Genomic DNA, 18,760 nt, shown 5'->3' on the forward strand with positions numbered 1-18,760 from the left:
CCTCCTATATGGTCATTTTTTCTTCGTCGCGCAGGCGTGTGCCTTCGCGGAAGACTTGGGACAGAATGAAAAGTGCCGCGACCGACGCCCAGGGGATCAGGTCCAGATTGAGTCCGAAACTGGCGTGGTCGAAGCTCAATCCGACGACGACCGCCACGGCAATGCGCAGCAGCTGGGTGACGGCAATGGTTGCTGCCACGCGGCTGAGGCGGGTGGCGTTTTCGGGCACGAACGGGTCGCCGTCGGCCAGCGTCGCCAGGATGCGGCGCAGCAGGACGCAGACATAGATGATGGCCGGGATCACGACGAGGCCGCCAATCAGGCCGGCGATCAGGGCGGGCAGGCTGTCGGTGCCATCGGTGACGGAAATGTTCAGCGCGTCGATTGAGCCACCATTGTGATGAGCGAAGATGGCTGCGCCGACGCTGGCGAGGAACACGATCCCGATGATCGCTGTCATCCACATGACGATGGTCACAAGCACCGTCATGATCGCAGCCACCGAGTTTCTTGCCTGTTTGCTCATGCCTGTCTCTTCACCGTGTTGCACTCATGGTCTATGGGCTAGGTACGCGTACCGCAAAATCGCATACCCTTACCGTTTAACGATATAGGTATTTGCAGGTAAAGCAAGAATGGAACCATTTCAGAAACAGGTGAAAAAAATTACAGCTCGCACGCTCACGCCCGGTCGACTCGTTGCCGCAACCCATAACAAGGGCAAGGTTGTCGAACTGAAAGACCTGTTTGAACCCCTTGGATTCACTGTTGTTTCGGCGCTGGAGCTGGATCTCGATGAACCCGAGGAGACAGAACACACGTTTTCGGGAAATGCGTTGCTGAAGGCGCGCGCGGCCATGCAGGCGACCGGAGCGCCGGCCCTGTCGGATGATAGTGGCCTGTCGGTCACCGCGCTGGGCGGCGCACCGGGCATCTATTCGGCCCGCTGGGCCGGCGAACCCCGCGATTTTTACCGCGCCATGGAAAAGGTCGAAGCGGAATTGCAGGAGATTGGCGCCGCGGACCGGTCCGCGAAATTTGTCTGCGCATTGGCGGTCGTCTGGCCCGACGGGCATGAGGAAGTTTTCGAAGGCGAAGTGCATGGCCAGCTGGTCTGGCCGCCGCGTGGAGACAAGGGGTTTGGCTATGACCCGATGTTTGTCGCCGACGGCGAGACAATCACGTTCGGCGAAATGGACCCGGCCAGAAAGCATGGCATGAGCCACCGGGCTGCAGCCGTCGCCAAGCTCAAGGCGGCCCTGCTTTGATGGCAGAGCAAATGGCACCCTTCGGTCCACAATATGGATTCGGGCTCTACGTCCATTGGCCGTACTGTTCGAAAATATGTCCCTACTGCGATTTCAATGTGTACGCAGCCAAGACCCGGTCGACCGAACCGCTGCTCAAGGCGATCTCGGACGACATTCGCATTCACCGCCCACGCATGCCGGAGCATGGCGCGCTCGATACGGTCTATTTCGGGGGCGGCACGCCCTCGCTGCTGAAGCCGGACGAGATAGCGGGCCTCCTGGAGACTGCCGACGAGGTTTTTGGCATCAAGCCGGGGGCTGAGATCACGCTGGAAGCCAACCCGAACGACGTGTTGCGGGCTGACTTGCGCGGCCTGGAGGCGGCCGGCGTCAACCGTCTGTCCATCGGCGTCCAGTCCCTGCGCGACAATGCGCTGGCCTTTCTCGGACGCGACCATGACGCTGTCGCGGCACGTGCCGCCGTTGCGCGGGCCCTGCATGTTTTCCCGAATGTCTCGATCGATTTCATCTATGCCCGCCCAAGCCAGTCCATCGATGAATGGGGCGACGAACTCGGCGATGCGCTCGCGCTCGGCGCGCCGCACCTTTCGCTCTACGAACTGACGATTGAGCAGCGCACGGCGTTCGGCAAGGCGGTCGAACGCAACGAACTCATCCCGATGGACCCGGACGCGCAGGCAGACCTTTATGAGCTGACACAAGAGATCACCGGCAAGGCCGGCCTGCCTGCTTACGAAGTGTCCAACCATGCTGCCGGGCCGGAATTCCGGTCGCGCCACAACCAGATTTACTGGCATGGCGGCGACTGGATCGGCGTCGGCCCCGGCGCGCATGGCCGGGTCAGCGTTGGCGGCAAGCGCTATGCGAGCGAAGCGGAGCGGCGGCCGGAAGCCTATATTGCCAATGTCGTCGCGCTCGGGTCCGGCTGGGGCGGTGCGTCCACGCTGTATCCGCTGGATATCGCGCGCGAGCTGATCGCCATGGGGCTGCGTTCGATCGAGGGCATCGATGTGCAACGCATCGAGGCGCTTTCCAGCCAGCCCGTGCCACGCGACAAGATCGACGCCTTCATCGCCGAAGGCTGGGTGCGCTTCGATGGCACGACCCTGTCGCTGACCCCGTCAGGCTGGCTGCTGGCCGACGCCCTGACCGCCCAGCTGGCCCCCTGATTAACCCTGTCTAGGCCCGTGGGTGCGCGGCGGCATGAACTTCGCGCAATCGGCTCGCATCGACACCTGTGTAGACCTGGGTCGTCGACAATGAGGCGTGCCCGAGCAAAGTCTGGATGGCACGCAGGTCGGCCCCGGCCGCCAGAAGATGCGTGGCAAAGGCATGGCGCAGGGCGTGGGGTGTCGCCGTGTCGGGCAGGCCAAGCACGCCGCGCAGCTTCTGCACCAGCCCCTGGATCAGGCGCGGGTTCAGCGCGCCGCCCTTGGCCCCCCGGAACAAGGGCCCTGATTTTGTCAGCGCATAAGGACAGAGCGCGCCATAGGCATCCATTGCCTCTCGCACGGCCGGGATCAGGGGCACGATCCGCACCTTGCCGCCCTTGCCGCTGATGCGCAGGCGCTCGGGCGCCGGCAGGTCGGCGCCCGTCAGGCCCAGCGCCTCGGAAATCCGCAGGCCGCTGCCATAGAGCAGGCTCAGCACGGCCGCATCGCGCGCGCCGATCCAAGCGGGCGAATCCGGGTCTGTTTCTGCTTCGAAGATCATGTCCTTCGCCGCCTCAATGGACACCGGCCGGGGCAGGCGGGCCTTGCGTTTGGGCCCCTGCAGGTAGGCGATCTCCGCATTTTCGATATCGTGGGCACGGCCCAGCCAGCGATACAGCGCCTTGATCGACGACATCAGCCGCGCAATCGACGCGTCCGACAGGCCGTCGCGGCGGCGCTGGGCGAGGTGCGCGCGGATGTCTCTCGCTTTCAGGCGGCCCAGCGCTTTCGGCGTCGGCTCCTCGCCGAGGTGCACGCGCAGGAAATTGAAAAAACCGCTGAGATCAGAGCCATAGGCCTCGACAGTTTTGGCCGCCATGCGGCGTTCATGCGTCAGGTGCGCGAGGAAGGCGGCCAGGGTTTCCATCCACCAAGTCTGGCACCGACCTCTTAAGGACGCGTTGCAGGCGCGCAGGCCCGGAACTTGCAATGGGTGCGAGGCTTGCAAAATCAGGGCGGGGCAGGGTTAATGCGGTATCTTGGAATAGATCTGGCGCGGTCGATTGCCATTTTCTTCGTCATGGTCGGACACGCCCTCACGGCATCCAACCTGCGCGACGCGGGCCCGGCGATTGTCGGCCTCAGGATGTTCCTTGCGGTCTCTGCGCCGGTCTTTTTCTGCCTCTTTGGCACCATGCTCCAATTGGTCTATGCGCGGAAATTCGCAGCGGGCCAAAGCGTTGCGATCACACAACGGCTCTGGTCGCGCGCATTGCAGTGTTGGGCCCTCTATGCCCTGTCCTGCGCCGTGATGTGCATCGCCTGGCAATTGTCTTTCGCCTATTGGGTGCGCTGCTCGATCTTCTTCACCGATACCTATTACACCGACATCCTGCGTTTCTACGCGGTCATGCTGGTGCTTGCGCCCCTTATGATCCTTGTCAGCGTGCGGATCGGCCTGTGGCCACTTGTGCTTGTTGCCGGCGCCATTCACGCGGCCTTCCCGATCTTTTCGAACCTTGGCCCGATGGGCACGTTCACCGGCGCTGAGAATTTCTCGTCCTTCCTTTATGGCGGCAACATGATCAATCACAGCGCGCCCTCCATCCTGCATGGCTTCGGCTTCGTCGTGGCCGGCATGGTGATGGGAAAGGTGATGGCAGCCAGGCAGGGCCGGGAACTGATGCTGTCTGGCCCTGGTTGGGGCGTGCGCAGCGTGTTCATTGCGCTGGTCCTGGTGTGCGCAGCCTGGCTGTGGGCCGGGGATTACAATATCGCGTTGCCCGACGTGCGGGCCTACCTGCGCAATGCGAACCACCCGCTCTACCTGCTCACCGGCGTGGCGGCGACGATCGTGTTCATCGACGTGTTCGGCTGGATCCGCCGCAAGGCAAAGATCGCGTCGAACTCGATCTGGATGGTGTTCGGGCGGACCAGCCTCTTCACCTTCGCGTTCGGCAATACATTCCTCTACCTGGTCCACATCGAAGACCGGTCGGCGCCGGGAAACCTGGCGCTGCTGATCAGCAGTGTCGCGACCATCATGGCGATGTCGCTGGTCTACGCCTTGTTCCGCGAGGCAAGGATGCTGAAGGCGGATCATTGGGCGGCAAGGCTCTATCGGGCAATTGTCGATGACGGCGCGATTGCCATCGTGCGCTGGGTGACCGCGCCTGTCATGCCAGCGCCCGCCGGAGCCGGGCGGCGCACCTAGGCCGCGTCCTCGTCCCAGTCGACGATGAAGTCTTCCATGTCGTCTTCGAATATGGTGTCTTCCGAAACCGTTCGTCCACGCACAGAATTGCCACTCTCGTGTACGCGCTCCCGGTCGCCGCAGACAAGATGGTGCCAGTCGGGCAGGTCTTTGCCGTCCATGACCAGCCGGTAGGCGCAGGTCTTCGGCATCCAGTTGATTTCCTCGATGCCCGCCGGGGTCAATTTCACGCAATCTGGCACCTTGGCCTTGCGATTGGCATAGTCCGAACACTGGCACGTGCCGGCATCCAGAAGCGTGCAATGCAGTTTCGTATAGGCGATCTCGCCGGTGTCTTCGTCTTCCAGCTTGAGCAGGCAGCATTTTGCGCAGCCATCGCAAAGGGATTCCCATTGCGCTACATTCATCTTGTCGAGCGGGATGGTCTTCCAGAACGGCTCGGTCATACGAGTAGCGCCGCCCAGGCGGGGGTCTTCTCGATCAGCGCGGTTGCGTACCAGCAGGACGACGACACCTTGTCGCCGAATGCAATTGCGTCCTCCACCGCACGCTTGACCAGTCGTTTGCCGATCCCGCGCCCGCCGATTTTGTCGGGAACGATCGTGTGGGTGATGTGGATGAGCCCGTTGCGGGGCCTTTCATAAGTCAGGTAGGCCTCCATGCCCTCAATCACGAGACTGTATCGGCGCTTGGCGGCGTCATGATGGATCATTCCGTTGTTCATGCCAGTACGTCCTGCCATTCCTTGTGTTTTTCGATCTGGGCCTTGGCGAAGGGGCAGAGGGGGATGATCCTGACGCCGTTCCTGCGCGCGTCTTCCACCGCGCGTTTCACCAGTGCCACGCCGACACCCATGCCAGCCAATTCCTTCGGAACGCCGGTATGGTCGATAATGATCTTGCTCGTGCCGGCCTTGGAGAACGTCATCTCGGCCTCATGCCCGTTCACAATGGCCACATAGCGGCCGCCCGTCGGGCGGTCTTCAAGGGTGATCGTAATGTCGGTCATGGGACTACTCCGTCAGGCTGATATAGTGAGGTGGGGCCTGCTTTTATAGCCGTAAAAAGCTGACCGCCCTGCCGCAGGGAATTCCCTTGGCCCAAGGCCCGCAAATCGGTTAGGCTGGGCATATGAAAAAGCATCTTGGACCCCACGGGCATGTCTCGCCCGGCGACGTCGTATCCATACGGTTTGGCGGCGTATTGAGGCATTATGGCGTGGCCACGACCAGCGGCACGGTGATCTCGAATTCGCGCAAGCATGACGGCGTGACCGAACAGTCCCTGGATGCGTTCGCGGATGGCCGGTCGATCAAGGTTCACCGGAATAGCGAAGCCGATCATCCGATCGCGGCGGAAGCTCGCGCCCGGCGCGCGCTCGGCGCATCTTACCGCCTGGCAGGCTCCAATTGCGGCGACTTTGTCGGCCATGTGCACCGGCGCAAGCCGACCGTGACGCAAGTCGGCCGGGCCACAATCATGGCGCTTGGCGACCTGATCGGCAATTCACGTCGCCGCTGACAGGCATCCCGCCGCCGAACGCCCGCGAGTAAACAAAAATGGCCCGCCTGCTGACTCCTCCCGATATCGACTGGCGCGAGGACGGCACCCCCGTTGCCCGAGCCCATGACGATGTCTATTTCACTGCCGGCGACGGGCTCGCGGAATCGCGTGCGGTCTTCCTCGCGGGCTGCGGACTGCCTGATGCCTGGCAGGGCAGGGAAGTGTTCACCGTTGGCGAAACGGGTTTTGGTACAGGCCTCAACTTCCTCGCCCTCTGGCAAATGTGGGAAACCCATCGACCTTCGCCGACGGCGCGGCTGCACTTTGTCAGTTTCGAAGCCTTTCCGCTCCTGCCGGAAGACGCGGTGCGCGCGCTCGACAGCTGGCCTGAACTGGAAGAGATCGCCGCGCTCATGATCGCACGTTGGTCCGGCCCGGCCAAAGGTGTGCGCCGCATGGTCTGGCCCGATGCCGGCATCTCGCTGACCCTGCATCACGGAAACATTCGCGAAACGCTTCCCGCCGCGCATTTCCGGGCCGACGCCTGGTTCCTCGACGGATTCAGCCCCGCCAAGAACGAGGAGATGTGGGGCGACTGGATCTATCCTGAAATCGCCGCGCGGTCTGTGCCCGGCGCCCGGCTGGGCACGTTCACCGTGGCAGGCGCCGTCCGCCGCGGCCTCGCCGGGGCCGGGTTCGAGGTGAGCCGCCTGCCGGGCCATGGCCGCAAGCGGGAACGGCTCGAGGCCACCCTGACCACACCCTTGCCACCTGCGCCCGACCCCCATGCCATCACTCCTGCCGCACCCGGCGTGCGCCGCGTCGCCGTCATCGGTGCAGGCATTGCCGGCGCCGGGGCCGCCCGCGCCCTGATTGATGCCGGGGCGGACGTCACCGTATTCGACACCGCGCCAGACCCCGCGTCCGGGGCCAGCGGAAACCCGCTGGCCCTGTTGATGCCACGCCTGGACGCGGCCGACACGGTTCAGGCCCGCCTGCTGGTCGATGCCTATATCGCGGCTCGTGACACCTATCGCGGCCTGCCCGGCGTCACCGAAACAGATGTGCGCCAGCTTCCGAAAGACCCGGCCGAAACGGACCGTTTCACCAAACTCCTCGCCGATCCACCACTGCCGCTGGAAGACCTCGAGGCGATGAGCGGAGGCGGCCTGCTACACAAGCAGGCCCTGATCCTGCGACCGGCCGAGCTGATTCCGGCCCTGCTCGCGGGCGCCACCTTGCGGCTGGGGGAAAAGGCGAAAATCGACCTCTCAAAGCGCGAAGTGAACGGCGAGGTGTTTGATGCCGTCATCCTGGCAACTGCCATGGCGACCATGGACCCGTTGCCATGGCTGGGCCTGGAGGCGCGGCTGGGGCAGGTGGAATGGATAGGCGGCGCCGCCATTGCCGACCCCGATGCCGTGACGCGCGGAACCTACGCGCTCGCCGACGGTCCGGATCGCCTGTGGGGCGCCACGTTCGCGCGATTCGACGGCGGCCTGCCGGAAACTTCCGCTGGCGCCAGCGCCGAGAATGCCGAAGGCCTCGACAGACTGTCGCCCTGGTGGGTGCGGGACGCCCGCGAATATACGCCCCTTTCGCGGGCGGCCCTGCGGGCGACCACGGCTGACCGCCTGCCCCTGATCGGGGCGGTGCCAGACCATGCGGCAGCCCTCGGCCGGTTCGACGGAGTCAAAAAAGGGCGCCCTGCGGATGCGGACGCCCCTGTCATACCGGGCATTTACATGGTGAACGGGTTTGGCGCGCGGGGTTTCACCTGGGGGCCCTGGGCGGGCGGTATCCTGGCGACCCAGATGCTTGGCGGCCCGGCCCCGGCAGAAGCTGCCGCCCTTGCGGCGGTCAGCCCGATGCGCCTGATCTTGCGGGCCCTGAAGCGCGGCGAGGCCTAGGCCGCTCTCACGAAGGACAGCTGCAGGCCGCCATTCTCGTGCGGTGCGAGTGTCATTTCCAGCCCGCCCATTTCCAGTGCCATGCCGCCTTGCAGGCTGGCGATCGCGACGATCGCCAGGACGATCAGGACGGCTACGCCTCCGAGTAGCCAATTGTTGTAAAGCAGTGTCCCCTTGCTCATCGGTCCGTTCCTTTGTCGGGTTTGATCGTGGTTTCAGTTGAGGGTTCTAATTGCCGCGTTCGAGATCGCGGAATTCCTTGCGCAAGCGCCACTCGTCGGACGTGACCTTGCGCTCGATGGATTGCAGGCGTTCGTCGAGGTCCATGAACGTGTATTTCAGGTGTCCGAACGTGGCGCGGGGCCGGTCTGACACGCCCCGCCAGAAAGCGTCTTCCTCGGGCGTCATCGGGTGGCCGCCAAACGGCGTGCGCGGCGTGATGATCCAGATCGTCAGGTAAATGATGATCGAAACCGGGCCGAACATGAACAGGGTGGCCAGCACGAACAGGATGCGGACGAGGATGGGTTCCCAGCCGAAGCGTTCGGCGAGGCCGCCGCAGACGCCGGCAATGACCTTGTCATTGCGTGAGCGATAGTAGCGTTTCGGGTTGGGCGACCGGTATTCCGCGCTGTCATGGTCAGAATAGGAGCGGGTCATGGGCATTGTGTCCTTAATCGTCAAAAGTTGAGCGAGAGCGGCGCGGTGGCGCGGCGCGCTCCCTGGTGTCGTCGTTGTGGTCGAGGAGGGCCTCGAGCGTTGCGAGACGGCGTTCCATTGCCTTTGCTGATCGCCAGAGGTCTTCCATCATCCGTTCGTCATCTGGCTGGAGTGTTTTCTGGCGTCTCCACTGGGAAATATAGTGGAACGTCATGCCAGGCAGGATGACGAAGATACTGAGGATGGCCATCAAGGCGATGATGCTTTCGTCCATGAATTAGGTCTCCTGACGTTCGGCGCGGGCCTGTGCGATCAGTCCGGGCGTACAGATGACCGCCAGGAAGCCGAAGAGGCAGATAATCGAGAATAACATGGATCAGGCCTCCGATTTCGAGGATTTCGAAGACGATTTCGAACGCTTGGCCTTGAGGGCTTCGAGTTCCTTCTCGACGCTCTCGTTGCGCTCCAGTGCTGCGAACTCGGCTTCGAGGGTCGGCTCACGGCCCTTGATCGTGTCGGCATAGGCTTCCATTTCGTCGACCTTGCGTTCGATCGTGTTGTAGCGGGCAAGCGCATCATCGACCCGGCCGTCATAGACCTGGCTGCGGACGCGGATGCGTTGCTCGGCGGCTTCCCGGCGCATCATCAGCGAGCGGTGCTTGGCTTTTGCCTCGTCGAGCTTGGCTTGCAGCTTGGCGAGATCTTCCTGGCGCTTTTCGAAGGCTTCTTCGGCAGCGTCCATCGCGGCCTTGCGGTGGGTGATTTCACCATCGGCCTTCTGCTTGGCGATCAGGGCGCCGCGAGCGAGGTCTTCACGACCCTTGTCGATGGCGAGCTCGGCCTTGGCGGCCCATTCATCACGGGCTTGCGAGAAATGAACGATTTCGCGTTCCATTTCTTTCTTGTCGGCCATGGCGCGGGCGGCGGCTGTGCGGACTTCGACCAGCGTGTCTTCCATTTCCTGGATGATCAGGCGGGCGATTTTTTCGGGGTTTTCAGCACCGTCCAGCATCGCGTTGATGTTGGAGTTGATGATGTCACCGAGGCGGGAGAAGAGACCCATGGGGTATCCTTTCGTGTTTGTCTGGGAGGAGGATTAAAAGAAGAGGCCGCCGAGGAGGACGCCGAAGCCGAAAAACATCCAGCTCTCGGCAGGGCGGGTCGACAGCCAGCGGCCAAAACGGCCTGCGTCACTGCGAGCTTCTGTTCGGTAGTTGCGGTCGTCCATCTTGGGCCTTGTCCTTCTTGTTGGTTGCGACGCCCCGTCGCTCTGAGTGCCAGTATCATTTCAAGGACCGTGCCAAGTGAAAATTAATTTTATACAGCGTTGTAATTATTCAAAATAAAAGAATTTCTATGAGATGTGGTAGATAATTAGTGGTGATTTGCACTAATAAATTAGTCGATTTAACAAGTCTGATTGGCTAAAATGACCTTATGATTGGCGAATCCACACAGCTTATCGGAGAGGCTCCGGCCTGGCTTAGCGCGCAGGAACACGTTTCCCGTGTGGCACCGCTTGAGCGCCCCATCCTCGTGATTGGCGAGCGCGGCACCGGCAAGGAATTGATCGGCGAGCGCCTGCACTTCCTGTCGAAGCGCTGGGAGGGGCCGTTTGTGAAGGTCAATTGTGCAGCGCTTTCAGAGCAATTGTTGGATTCCGAACTGTTCGGGCATGAGCGCGGGGCGTTCACTGGAGCGACCGAGCAACGCAAGGGACGGTTTGAGCTAGCCGATGGTGGCACCATCTTCCTCGATGAGATCGCGACGGCGAGCCAGCAGGTGCAGGAAAAGCTTCTCCGCATTGTCGAGTATGGCGAATTCCAGCGCCTGGGCGGATCGCGCGTGCTGACGACAAACGTGCGCATCGTCGCGGCCACCAACATGCACTTGCCCGATATGGTGGAGCGGGGTGAATTCCGCGCCGACCTGCTGGACCGGTTGGCCTTTGATGTCATCACGCTGCCCCCGCTGCGGGCGCGGCCGGGCGATGCCAGCTTGCTGGCAGATTTCTTCGCCCGCCGGATCGCCATCGAGATGGCGCAGGATTTCCCCGGTTTTGCCCCCTCGACCATTGCTGCCATCGAGGGGCATGACTGGCCGGGAAACGTGCGCGAGTTGCGCAATTTTGCCCAGCGGCTTGCGCACCGCTCCATGCTGGCGGCGCCGGACGAGCCTGTCAGGTTTGACCCGGCCGCGCTTGATCCGTTCGCCTCACCCTGGCGGCCGGGCGCTGCCAAGCCTGCGGAAGCCGACCTCCGCGAGCCCCTGACCACTGAAACATCCGCCCTGCATGGGCCGATCGATTTCAATGCCGAGATCAATCGGCTCGAACTGCGCCTCGTTGATGAAGCCCTTGCGGCCAGCCAAGGCCATCAGGGCCGGGCGGCCGAGACGCTGGGCCTGACCTATCACCAGTTCCGGGGCCTTCTGAAAAAGCACGGCTATGGCAAAAGGCCCGGAAAGCCAGATGCCTGAGGCACCGATCAGGTGAGCGCTCACTGTTAAGCTTGTGACAGATCCGGGAAATCGATTCGCGTCCCGGGCAATTCTGCGCCATACTCGGAAATCTCGAATAGCAAAGGAGACCGCTCGTGCAGATACAAATTACTGGCAAGCATATGGATCTCGGCGAGGCTCTCAGGAGCCGCATCGAAGACGGGCTCGAGGCGGCGGTCAGTAAATACTTCAATCGAACAGGGGAGGCGAGCGTGTTCGTCTCGCAGCACGGTCATCTCGTCGAAGTTGACTGCAACGTGCACCTCCCATCCGGCATCGTGCTGCAATCCACTGGAAAGGCGACAGATCCTTACGCCGCCCTGGAAGACAGTCTCGACAAGATGGAAAAGCGGGTGCGCCGGTACAAGCGCCGCCTGAAGGACCATCACGCCAATCCGGTTGCGCCACTGCCGTCTGAAATCGCGACCGGCGCGGTACTGACGCTGAATGGACAGGCGGCGGATGTGGATGAACTTGATGACGAAATTGTCGACGTGTCGGACGTGCCGCTCACGGTGGCAGAAACCTCCGTTAACATTCGCAAGATGTCGGTATCCGAAGCTGTCATGCAGCTGGAACTACAGGATGTCCCGGCTTTGATGTTCAGGAATGCTGGCCATGATGGCCTGAATATGGTCTACCGCCGCCCGGACGGGCATATCGGCTGGGTCGATCCGGCCGATTCACCCAGGAACTGAAGCCCGCACACGGAAGCAGCGTATATGGCAACCGATCTGAGCTCCCTGCTAAAAGGTGGGATCATCATCCCTTGTTACGAGGCGACAAGCCGGAAGCAGGCGCTACATGCGATGTCTGAAGAACTCAGTCGCGTGACGGGAATATCGGCACGCGACATTGAAGACTCGGTGATGGAGCGTGAACGCCTCGGCTCGACCGGCGTGGGTGAAGGCGTCGCGATCCCGCATGCGCGGGTGGCGGGTATTCACGCCCCCATCGGCGGGTTCATGCGCCTTGCAACAGGCGTGGACTTCGAGGCCATCGACGACCGGCCCTGTGATCTGATCTTCATGCTGCTGGCGCCATTGTCAGCCGGAGCCGACCATTTGCGAGCCCTGGCGCAAGTCAGCCGGGTCTTCCGTCAGGCCCCGGTGCGGGACGCGTTGCGCGAAGCCGATACGGTTGAGGCAGTCAAGGCGATCATCTGCAAGGAATCGGTCGAATCCCCGATCTGAGACCGCTTTATACTGAATAAAAAAGCCCGCCGGTCTCGCCGGCGGGCTTTTTTTGTTTGCGGCGTGAGCGGATCAGCCCTCGCTGGGTTTTTCCTCTGCGAACCCGCGGTTCTCGAGCAGTGGCTCGATCGTCGGGTCGGCCCCCCTGAAATTTCGATAGAGTTCGTCAGCCTCGCGCAGGCCGCCGGATTCGTACACCCATTTCTTGAGCTTGGCCGAGAGTTCGGGGTTGTAGATGTCGCCGGTCTGCTTGAACGCCATAAAGCCATCCGCATCCAGAATTTCGGACCAGAGATAGGCATAATAACCGGCCGAGTATCCACCGGCAAAGATATGGCTGAAATATTGCGACCGATAGCGCGGTTCGATCTCCGGCAGGACTCCATATTCTTCCAGAACCTTTTGTTCGAAGGCGCGCGCATCGGTAATCTTCGCGGCTTCTTCCGACGACAACATGTGCCAGCGCAGGTCGAGCAGGGAGGCGGCGATGAATTCGGTCGTCTTGAAACCCTGGTTGAAGTTCGAGGCCGCGTTCATCTTGTCGACAAGGTCCTGCGGGATGATCTCGCCCGTCTTGTAGTGCCTGGCATACTGGCCCAACACTTCCGGATCGCCGGCCCAATGTTCCAGCAGCTGGGCCGGGAATTCAGTGTAATCGCGCGGGCCGTCGACACCAGAAAAGGTCGAATACTTGATCTGCGTCAGCAGTCCATGCAGGCCATGGCCGAATTCGTGGAACAGGGTCTCGACCTGGTCGTACGACATCAGCGTCGGTTCACCCTTGGCCGGCGGGGTCACGTTCAGGTTGTTGGTGATGATCGGGCGGATATTCTCGCCGACATTCGACGTGTCGCGGAACGACGACATCCACGCACCGCCGCGTTTGGAATCACGCGAATACATGTCGGTCATGAACAGGCCGAGATGTTCGCCCGTCTCCAGGTCCTTCACGTCAAATGACTGGACGACCGGATTCCATTTTTCGGCTTCGACGGGGGTGAAGCTGATATTGAACAGTTTCGTGGCCACATCGAATGCGCCCTGACGCACCGCGCCCAATTCGAAATACGGCTTCAGCACTTCGCCATCGAAGGCGTATTTCGCCTGACGCACCTTCTCGGCATAGAACCACCAGTCCTGGCCCTCGAGCGTGAATTCGTCGCCGATCATGGCCTGCATGTCGGCGCGCTCTTCGGTGGCGCGTTCAAGGCCGGGCTTGAGGACGCGTGCGAGGAATTCTTCGGCCTGTGCCGGAGTCTTCGCCATGCGTGTTTCGAGCTGGTAGGCCGCGTGGGACGCATAGCCCATCAGTTCGGCCCGTTTGGCGCGCAGCTGGGCGATCTTGATGAGGATCGGGCCGTTGTCATATTCGCCGGACGACGCCCGCAGGCGGTAGCCATCGAACATCTGCTTGCGCAGGTCGCGGTTCTCGCCTTGCGTCATGAAGGTCTCGTAGACAGCGCGGTCGACTGTCAGGACCCATTTGTTTTCACCCTCGACCTTGATCGCGTTCTTGAAATCATCCGGCAGGCCGGCGAGTTGGGCCTCGTCGGTGATTTCCAGTTTGAACGCCTTGGTCGACAGGAGAAGGTTCTTGCCGAACGCGGTTGTCAGCGCGGACAGTTCCTCATTGATCCTGGCCACTTCCGCTTTGACGTCCGGGCTGAGCGCCGCGCCATTGCGCACGAAGTTGCGATTGGTGAGTTCCAGCAAGCGCGCGTCCTGCTCGTCGAGACCCAGCCGGTCACGCTCGGCATAGACGGCCTGAACGCGCTTGAAGAGATCGGGATTGAAATTGATCGCGTCGGTTTCGCGCGTCAGCATCGGATAGATTTCAGCTTCCAGATCGCTGAGCGTGTCGTTCGTGTCAGTATTGGTGATGTTGTTGAAGGTCAGAAATACCTTGTTGAGCGAGCCGCCGGCCTGGTCGAGCGCAACGATCGTATTGTCGAAGGTCGGGGCGTCAGGATTGTTGACGATGCCTGCAATTTCTTCGCGCAGTTCCAGCAGGGCCTTTTTCGTGGCGGGCAGGTAGTGCGCGTCGGTGATCTGGCTGAACGGCGGCACGCCATATTCGGACGTCCAGTCGCTCCGGAACGGGTTGCCGACGAGCTCGGCATCGCTGACCAGGATTTCCGGCAGTTCGGCAGTGGCGGGCTGGGTCACTTCGGCTTTACCCGAGTCATCCGCTGGTTTCTTGCCGCAGGCCGACAAGGTAAGGGCGAGCGCGGCAGCGGTGCCGAGCAGGAAATGTTTTGTGGTCATGAAGGGTCCTCAGGCTGGATTTAACCCCGTCTAACGTGGATACGGGGCAAAAACCAGCTTTCGGGCGACATTCGAAACCACTCAGCGCGCGAGCCGCGCAATCGTTTCGTGATATTCCGCAATCGTTTCCTCGAAGATCTGCGCGACGGGTTTGACCGAATGGATGCGCCCGGCGACCTGGCCCGTCAGGGCGATCCCGGCTTCGAGATTGCCGCCGAAATAAACCGCCTGCGTATCGGCGAATTCTCCGAATATATTCGGGCTGCCTTCCGTCTCGAGTCGGGTCGTGCGCTCCGTTCGCAAGGCGCGCAGGGCAGGGCCCGGGCCTGACCGGTTGAGGAACACCGTATCGGTGGCCTCGGCCTCGACGATGGCGTCCTTCCAGTTCTGGTGAACCGGGCTTTCGGCCGATGACAGGATGCGCGTGCCCATCAGAACGCCTTCCGCGCCGAGCGCAAAGGCTGCGGCCATCGTGCGGCCATCGGTGATGCCGCCAGCGGCCACGACCGGCACGTTCACCTGCTCGCAGACGAGCGGGATCAGCACCATGGAGGCGACATCCTTCGGGTTCTTGAACCCGCCGCCTTCGCCGCCTTCCACGATCAGGCCGTCAACGCCGGCCTCAATGGCACGCAGCGCGCCCTGCAGGCTTGGCACGACGTGGAACACGGTGAGGCCTGCCTCCTTCAGCAAGCTTGTATACTTCATCGGGTCGCCCGCAGACGTGGTGACGAACTTGATGCCCTGCTGGATGATGAAATCGACAATGTTCGGATCGCGCACGAAGGCTTGCGCCACGTTCACGCCGAACGGCTTGTCGGTGAGGTCGCGCATCTTGAGGATTTCCTCGCGGATCGCATCCAGTTCGCCCGACGAGGTTTCGATGATGCCCATGCCGCCGGCATTGGAGACGGCAGACGATAGGTGCGAACGGGCAATCCAGCCCATGGCGGCCTGGATGATCGGTTTCTCGATCCCCAGCATGTCGGTGATACGGGTGCGAACGGGCTTTGCGGCCATGATGTTTCCTCCGGAGTTTTTCCCAGAAGACGGCTGATTGCCGGGAAGGGCAAGGGCTTGCGCAGCGTCAGCGCGTGACTTGCGCGCGGCGCGCCCTAGAGTGCGGGAAAAATGCCGGAGGACCAGACACCCATGACCGAGATGCAGCAGATCGTGCTGGCCCGCTATTGCGACGGCCCCCCGGTTCCGGAAGATTTCAGGCTCGAGAGTGCGCCGCTGCCAGAGCCGAAGGAAGGCCAGTTCCGCGTGGCGCATGTCTGGTGTTCGGTCGATCCCGGCACGCGCTCGCGCCTGTCGGGTGGCGATTCCTATGCGATGGCCCTGCCGCTCGGCAAACCGATTGACGGTTTCAGCGTCGGCATTGTGGATGCCAGCCAGAACGAGGCGTTCCCGGTCGGCACGAAAGTGTTCTGTGCCGGTGGCTGGAAGACGCATTCGATCCAGTCGGGCAGGGGCTTCATTGGCAAGGTGCCGGATGCGCCTGTGCCGCTCAGCGCCTGGATCGGCGTGCTCGGCGTACCCGGCCTGACGGCCTGGTTCGGGATGAAGACGGTCGCGAAGTTCAAGGAAGGCGACGCCGTGCTGGTCACATCGGCGGCAGGGCCGGTCGGCGCGACGGCAGGCCAGCTCGCCAAGGCCTGGGGCGCGTCGAAAGTGGTGGGCATTGCTGGCTCCGATGCCAAGTGTGCCTTCCTGACGGATGAGGCAGGCTTCGATGCCGCGATCAATTACAAGACGGCAGCCGACCTCACCACTGCCATCGCCGAACAGTTTCCCAAGGGTGTCGATGTCCTTTTCGACAATGTCGGCAATGACATGGTCAACCGCGTGTTGCCGCTGATGGCCATGAACGGACGCATCTGCATTTCCGGCCAGGTTGCCGACTATAACCTGACGCCGGAACAGACGCCGGGCATCGTCAATACCAAGCCCTTCATCACCCACCGCGTAAACATGCAGGGCCTCGTCGTGTTCGATTTCGCCCGCGAATTTCCCGAAGCGCTGCAGACCATGGCGGGCCTGCTGGCGAGCGGGAACTTGAAGAGCAATGAAGAACGCTTCGAAGGCATCGACAAAATGCCGGAAGCCTTTTGCGGCCTGTTCCGGGGCGAAAATCTCGGGCGCCGCGTGGTGAAAGTGGGAGACGACACATGAGCACGCCATATGACATCACGCAGGATAAATGGGAGCGCTTCACCTTTTCCCGTGACGGACGCGTCCTGACTGCTGCCATCACGTCGGACCATCCGGTCAACGGCGTTGACGAGCAGATGCACACCGAACTTGCGCTCGTGTTCAACTGCCTGCAGCGCGACAGCGAGAGCGACATCATCATCCTCACCGCCAAGGGCCGCGCCTTCTGTGCAGGCGGGGATTTCGATTGGTTCGAGGAGCAGATCAATCATCCTGAACGCTTCCGCGCCATTGGCTGGGACGCCAAGCAGATCGTCACCACGCTGCTGAACATGGAAAAGCCCATCCTCTGCCGAATGAACGGCGCGGCGGCCGGCCTCGGCGCGACCATCGCGCTTCTCTGCGATATCATCATTGCCGACGAGACTGCGAAAATCGGTGATCCGCATGTGAAGGTCGGCCTTGTCGCCGGTGACGGCGGCGCGCTGATCTGGCCGCAGCTGATCGGTTTTGCCAAGGCCAAGGAATTGCTGATGACGGGCGATCTCCTGAGCGCGAAGGAGGCCGAACGCCTCGGCCTCATCAACTATGCCGTGCCGGCTGCCGAGCTCGACGCCAAGGTCGCAGAACTCGTCGCCAAGCTGCAGGCGAACCCCAAATGGGCCGTGCGCTGGACCAAGACGACCGCAAATATCCCGTTGCGCGCGCTGGCCGCCCAGCTCATGGATGCCAGCATCGGCTGGGAAAGCGTGTCCAATTACCTGGGTGACAGGCGCGAGGCCGTGGCGGCTTTCAAGGACAAACGCGCGCCCAAGCTGACAGGCGACTGAGCAGAGGGAAATTGACGCGCCGCTTTTGCGGCGCTATCTGCGTTTTCGTGGTGATTTGGCCGGTCGGCTTGCAGCCACGTTAAACAAGTCGCTAAAAGGCCGCGCGGACATGCCAGCAGGTTCCTGCCGCCGCCTCCCTTTCATGCGATGTGAGTAGGATTGGAGAACGGCGATGCCTATCAGGATTCCCGATACACTGCCCGCCCGCGACGTGCTGGTGCGCGAAGGCGTGTCTGTCATGAGTGAGACGGATGCCATCCGTCAGGACATCCGCCCGCTGCAGATCGGCCTGTTGAACCTGATGCCGAACAAGATCCGTACCGAGGCGCAAATCGCACGCCTGATCGGGGCCTCGCCGCTGCAAGTGGAGCTGACCCTCGTGATGGTCGGCGGCCACACGCCGAAGAACACGCCGGAAGAACACCTGATCAGTTTCTACCAGGATTGGGCCGACGTGCGCGATCGAAAGTTCGACGGCTTCATCGTCACCGGCGCCCCGATCGAGACCCTGCCGTTTGAGCAGGTCGGCTATTGGGATGAGCTCACCGAGATACTCGACTGGACACGCACCAACGTCCATTCCAGCTTCTTCATCTGTTGGGGCGCCATGGCGGCGGCCTGGCACCTGCACGGCGTGCCCAAGCACGTGCTGGCCGAGAAGGCGTTCGGCGTCTACCGTCATCGCAATCTTGAGCCCGCCTCACCCTTCCTCTCCGGCTTCTCCGACGATTTCCAGATTCCGGTCAGCCGCTGGACCGAAGTGCGCGCAGAGGACATCGCAAATGCCCCGGAATTGAAGCTGCTGATGGAATCAGACGTGACCGGGCCGTGCCTCCTGTCGGAACCGGCCCAGCGCAATCTCTATTGCTTCAACCATATCGAATACGATTCCACCTCGCTGAAAGAAGAGTATGAACGCGATCTATCCGCCGGAAAGCCTGTCAGGCTGCCACATGCCTATTTCCCGAATGACGACCCGAGCGCCCGGCCACTCAACCGCTGGCGCAGCCACGCCCATCTCCTGTTCGGCAACTGGATCAACCAGGTTTACCAGACGACGCCGTTTGACGCGGCGCTGATCGGCACGGATAGCGAATGCTGAGCGGGCTT

Annotated in this window: 23 protein-coding genes and 1 riboswitch; of the genes, 11 read left to right on the forward strand and 12 right to left on the reverse strand. The window is 61.9% G+C overall.

Annotated elements, in window-relative coordinates:
• Positions 1-4 precede the first annotated feature (4 nt).
• A complete protein-coding gene (locus AC0L7I_RS05385; RefSeq protein ID WP_473398517.1) occupies positions 5-526 on the reverse strand; it encodes a DUF2975 domain-containing protein in 522 nt (173 codons plus the stop codon).
• 109 nt (positions 527-635) lie between these two features.
• Between AC0L7I_RS05385 and rdgB the strand changes: the two genes are divergently transcribed.
• Positions 636-1,268 carry an RdgB/HAM1 family non-canonical purine NTP pyrophosphatase gene (gene rdgB, locus AC0L7I_RS05390; protein ID WP_473398518.1) on the forward strand — a complete coding sequence of 211 codons (633 nt, stop codon included), beginning with the start codon at positions 636-638 and terminating at the stop codon, positions 1,266-1,268.
• Entirely contained in the window at positions 1,268-2,440 is a 1,173-nt protein-coding gene (hemW, locus tag AC0L7I_RS05395) for a radical SAM family heme chaperone HemW (RefSeq protein ID WP_473398519.1), read from the forward strand. Before rdgB ends, hemW begins: the two co-directional genes overlap by 1 nt.
• A 10-nt stretch (positions 2,441-2,450) precedes the next feature.
• Here the strand turns inward: hemW and AC0L7I_RS05400 are convergent, their stop codons facing one another.
• Positions 2,451-3,350, reverse strand: coding sequence for a tyrosine recombinase XerC (locus tag AC0L7I_RS05400; RefSeq protein WP_473398520.1), 900 nt, complete (start codon positions 3,348-3,350; stop codon positions 2,451-2,453).
• A gap of 102 nt (positions 3,351-3,452) precedes the next feature.
• Here AC0L7I_RS05400 and opgC point away from each other — a divergent pair, with 102 nt between their 5' ends.
• A complete protein-coding gene (opgC, locus tag AC0L7I_RS05405; protein ID WP_473398521.1) occupies positions 3,453-4,637 on the forward strand; it encodes an OpgC domain-containing protein in 1,185 nt (394 codons plus the stop codon).
• On the opposite strand, the gene AC0L7I_RS05410 is transcribed toward opgC, so the two are convergent.
• From AC0L7I_RS05410 to AC0L7I_RS05420, 3 genes are read right to left on the reverse strand one after another with little or no spacing between them, the layout of a single operon-like run.
• Positions 4,634-5,083: a YcgN family cysteine cluster protein gene (locus AC0L7I_RS05410; RefSeq protein WP_473398522.1), complete on the reverse strand. Its 450-nt coding sequence runs from the start codon at positions 5,081-5,083 to the stop codon at positions 4,634-4,636. The two genes, opgC and AC0L7I_RS05410, sit on opposite strands and share 4 nt — an antisense overlap.
• Complete coding sequence (locus AC0L7I_RS05415; protein ID WP_473398523.1) at positions 5,080-5,361, reverse strand: GNAT family N-acetyltransferase; 282 nt, start codon at positions 5,359-5,361, stop codon at positions 5,080-5,082. Before AC0L7I_RS05415 ends, AC0L7I_RS05410 begins: the two co-directional genes overlap by 4 nt.
• Positions 5,358-5,645 carry a GNAT family N-acetyltransferase gene (locus AC0L7I_RS05420; protein WP_473398524.1) on the reverse strand — a complete coding sequence of 96 codons (288 nt, stop codon included), beginning with the start codon at positions 5,643-5,645 and terminating at the stop codon, positions 5,358-5,360. Before AC0L7I_RS05420 ends, AC0L7I_RS05415 begins: the two co-directional genes overlap by 4 nt.
• A 122-nt stretch (positions 5,646-5,767) precedes the next feature.
• Here AC0L7I_RS05420 and AC0L7I_RS05425 point away from each other — a divergent pair, with 122 nt between their 5' ends.
• Positions 5,768-6,157, forward strand: coding sequence for a hypothetical protein (locus tag AC0L7I_RS05425; RefSeq protein WP_473398525.1), 390 nt, complete (start codon positions 5,768-5,770; stop codon positions 6,155-6,157).
• A 38-nt stretch (positions 6,158-6,195) separates the two neighbouring features.
• On the forward strand, positions 6,196-8,049 hold the full coding sequence (gene mnmC1, locus AC0L7I_RS05430) for an FAD-dependent 5-carboxymethylaminomethyl-2-thiouridine(34) oxidoreductase MnmC1 (protein WP_473398526.1): 1,854 nt from the start codon (positions 6,196-6,198) through the stop codon (positions 8,047-8,049).
• Here mnmC1 and AC0L7I_RS05435 read toward each other — a convergent pair.
• The 5 genes from AC0L7I_RS05435 to AC0L7I_RS05455 form a co-directional block, all read right to left on the reverse strand.
• Positions 8,046-8,231: a hypothetical protein gene (locus AC0L7I_RS05435; protein ID WP_473398527.1), complete on the reverse strand. Its 186-nt coding sequence runs from the start codon at positions 8,229-8,231 to the stop codon at positions 8,046-8,048. The two genes, mnmC1 and AC0L7I_RS05435, sit on opposite strands and share 4 nt — an antisense overlap.
• Positions 8,232-8,277: 46 nt before the next feature.
• On the reverse strand, positions 8,278-8,709 hold the full coding sequence (gene pspC / locus AC0L7I_RS05440; protein ID WP_473398528.1) for an envelope stress response membrane protein PspC: 432 nt from the start codon (positions 8,707-8,709) through the stop codon (positions 8,278-8,280).
• Between the two features lie 13 nt (positions 8,710-8,722).
• Entirely contained in the window at positions 8,723-8,983 is a 261-nt protein-coding gene (gene pspB, locus AC0L7I_RS05445; RefSeq protein ID WP_473398529.1) for an envelope stress response membrane protein PspB, read from the reverse strand.
• 102 nt (positions 8,984-9,085) lie between these two features.
• Positions 9,086-9,772 carry a phage shock protein PspA gene (pspA, locus tag AC0L7I_RS05450; protein WP_473398530.1) on the reverse strand — a complete coding sequence of 229 codons (687 nt, stop codon included), beginning with the start codon at positions 9,770-9,772 and terminating at the stop codon, positions 9,086-9,088.
• A gap of 33 nt (positions 9,773-9,805) precedes the next feature.
• Complete coding sequence (locus tag AC0L7I_RS05455) at positions 9,806-9,937, reverse strand: hypothetical protein (RefSeq protein WP_473398531.1); 132 nt, start codon at positions 9,935-9,937, stop codon at positions 9,806-9,808.
• Between the two features lie 209 nt (positions 9,938-10,146).
• Between AC0L7I_RS05455 and pspF the strand changes: the two genes are divergently transcribed.
• From pspF to AC0L7I_RS05470, 3 genes are all read left to right on the forward strand, one after another.
• Positions 10,147-11,187 (forward strand): phage shock protein operon transcriptional activator, encoded by a 1,041-nt coding sequence (gene pspF / locus AC0L7I_RS05460; RefSeq protein WP_473398532.1) that lies wholly within the window; start codon positions 10,147-10,149, stop codon positions 11,185-11,187.
• Positions 11,188-11,303: 116 nt separating this feature from the next.
• Positions 11,304-11,906, forward strand: coding sequence for a ribosome hibernation-promoting factor, HPF/YfiA family (hpf, locus tag AC0L7I_RS05465; RefSeq protein ID WP_473398533.1), 603 nt, complete (start codon positions 11,304-11,306; stop codon positions 11,904-11,906).
• A 24-nt stretch (positions 11,907-11,930) separates the two neighbouring features.
• On the forward strand, positions 11,931-12,401 hold the full coding sequence (locus AC0L7I_RS05470; protein ID WP_473398534.1) for a PTS sugar transporter subunit IIA: 471 nt from the start codon (positions 11,931-11,933) through the stop codon (positions 12,399-12,401).
• 72 nt (positions 12,402-12,473) lie between these two features.
• Here AC0L7I_RS05470 and AC0L7I_RS05475 read toward each other — a convergent pair whose 3' ends face one another.
• Positions 12,474-14,666, reverse strand: coding sequence for a M3 family metallopeptidase (locus AC0L7I_RS05475; RefSeq protein ID WP_473398535.1), 2,193 nt, complete (start codon positions 14,664-14,666; stop codon positions 12,474-12,476).
• An 81-nt stretch (positions 14,667-14,747) separates the two neighbouring features.
• Positions 14,748-15,686 (reverse strand): NAD(P)H-dependent flavin oxidoreductase, encoded by a 939-nt coding sequence (locus AC0L7I_RS05480; protein ID WP_473398536.1) that lies wholly within the window; start codon positions 15,684-15,686, stop codon positions 14,748-14,750.
• Between the two features lie 132 nt (positions 15,687-15,818).
• On the opposite strand from AC0L7I_RS05480, the gene AC0L7I_RS05485 reads away from it, so the two are divergent.
• The 3 genes from AC0L7I_RS05485 to AC0L7I_RS05495 all read left to right on the forward strand — a co-directional run bounded on the left by AC0L7I_RS05485 (position 15,819) and on the right by AC0L7I_RS05495 (position 18,752).
• On the forward strand, positions 15,819-16,841 hold the full coding sequence (locus AC0L7I_RS05485) for an NADP-dependent oxidoreductase (RefSeq protein ID WP_473398537.1): 1,023 nt from the start codon (positions 15,819-15,821) through the stop codon (positions 16,839-16,841).
• Entirely contained in the window at positions 16,838-17,650 is an 813-nt protein-coding gene (locus tag AC0L7I_RS05490) for an enoyl-CoA hydratase/isomerase family protein (RefSeq protein WP_473398538.1), read from the forward strand. Before AC0L7I_RS05485 ends, AC0L7I_RS05490 begins: the two co-directional genes overlap by 4 nt.
• A gap of 37 nt (positions 17,651-17,687) precedes the next feature.
• A riboswitch (SAM riboswitch) is annotated at positions 17,688-17,765 on the forward strand.
• A 57-nt stretch (positions 17,766-17,822) separates the two neighbouring features.
• A complete protein-coding gene (locus tag AC0L7I_RS05495; protein WP_473398539.1) occupies positions 17,823-18,752 on the forward strand; it encodes a homoserine O-succinyltransferase in 930 nt (309 codons plus the stop codon).
• Positions 18,753-18,760 lie beyond the last annotated feature (8 nt).

The sequence above is a fragment of the Hyphomonas sp. J20-32 genome (assembly GCF_055808555.1).

Bases quoted from the DNA above. Each gene is read 5' to 3' on its own strand.
- AC0L7I_RS05385 (WP_473398517.1), bottom strand. From the start codon at position 526: ATGAGCAAACAGGCAAGAAACTCGGTGGCTGCGATCATGACGGTGCTT.
- rdgB (WP_473398518.1), top strand. From the start codon at position 636: ATGGAACCATTTCAGAAACAGGTGAAAAAAATTACAGCTCGCACGCTC.
- hemW (WP_473398519.1), top strand. From the start codon at position 1,268: ATGGCAGAGCAAATGGCACCCTTCGGTCCACAATATGGATTCGGGCTC.
- AC0L7I_RS05400 (WP_473398520.1), bottom strand. From the start codon at position 3,350: ATGGAAACCCTGGCCGCCTTCCTCGCGCACCTGACGCATGAACGCCGC.
- opgC (WP_473398521.1), top strand. From the start codon at position 3,453: ATGCGGTATCTTGGAATAGATCTGGCGCGGTCGATTGCCATTTTCTTC.
- AC0L7I_RS05410 (WP_473398522.1), bottom strand. From the start codon at position 5,083: ATGACCGAGCCGTTCTGGAAGACCATCCCGCTCGACAAGATGAATGTA.
- AC0L7I_RS05415 (WP_473398523.1), bottom strand. From the start codon at position 5,361: ATGAACAACGGAATGATCCATCATGACGCCGCCAAGCGCCGATACAGT.
- AC0L7I_RS05420 (WP_473398524.1), bottom strand. From the start codon at position 5,645: ATGACCGACATTACGATCACCCTTGAAGACCGCCCGACGGGCGGCCGC.
- AC0L7I_RS05425 (WP_473398525.1), top strand. From the start codon at position 5,768: ATGAAAAAGCATCTTGGACCCCACGGGCATGTCTCGCCCGGCGACGTC.
- mnmC1 (WP_473398526.1), top strand. From the start codon at position 6,196: ATGGCCCGCCTGCTGACTCCTCCCGATATCGACTGGCGCGAGGACGGC.
- AC0L7I_RS05435 (WP_473398527.1), bottom strand. From the start codon at position 8,231: ATGAGCAAGGGGACACTGCTTTACAACAATTGGCTACTCGGAGGCGTA.
- pspC (WP_473398528.1), bottom strand. From the start codon at position 8,709: ATGACCCGCTCCTATTCTGACCATGACAGCGCGGAATACCGGTCGCCC.
- pspB (WP_473398529.1), bottom strand. From the start codon at position 8,983: ATGGACGAAAGCATCATCGCCTTGATGGCCATCCTCAGTATCTTCGTC.
- pspA (WP_473398530.1), bottom strand. From the start codon at position 9,772: ATGGGTCTCTTCTCCCGCCTCGGTGACATCATCAACTCCAACATCAAC.
- AC0L7I_RS05455 (WP_473398531.1), bottom strand. From the start codon at position 9,937: ATGGACGACCGCAACTACCGAACAGAAGCTCGCAGTGACGCAGGCCGT.
- pspF (WP_473398532.1), top strand. From the start codon at position 10,147: ATGATTGGCGAATCCACACAGCTTATCGGAGAGGCTCCGGCCTGGCTT.
- AC0L7I_RS05470 (WP_473398534.1), top strand. From the start codon at position 11,931: ATGGCAACCGATCTGAGCTCCCTGCTAAAAGGTGGGATCATCATCCCT.
- AC0L7I_RS05475 (WP_473398535.1), bottom strand. From the start codon at position 14,666: ATGACCACAAAACATTTCCTGCTCGGCACCGCTGCCGCGCTCGCCCTT.
- AC0L7I_RS05480 (WP_473398536.1), bottom strand. From the start codon at position 15,686: ATGGCCGCAAAGCCCGTTCGCACCCGTATCACCGACATGCTGGGGATC.
- AC0L7I_RS05485 (WP_473398537.1), top strand. From the start codon at position 15,819: ATGACCGAGATGCAGCAGATCGTGCTGGCCCGCTATTGCGACGGCCCC.
- AC0L7I_RS05490 (WP_473398538.1), top strand. From the start codon at position 16,838: ATGAGCACGCCATATGACATCACGCAGGATAAATGGGAGCGCTTCACC.
- AC0L7I_RS05495 (WP_473398539.1), top strand. From the start codon at position 17,823: ATGCCTATCAGGATTCCCGATACACTGCCCGCCCGCGACGTGCTGGTG.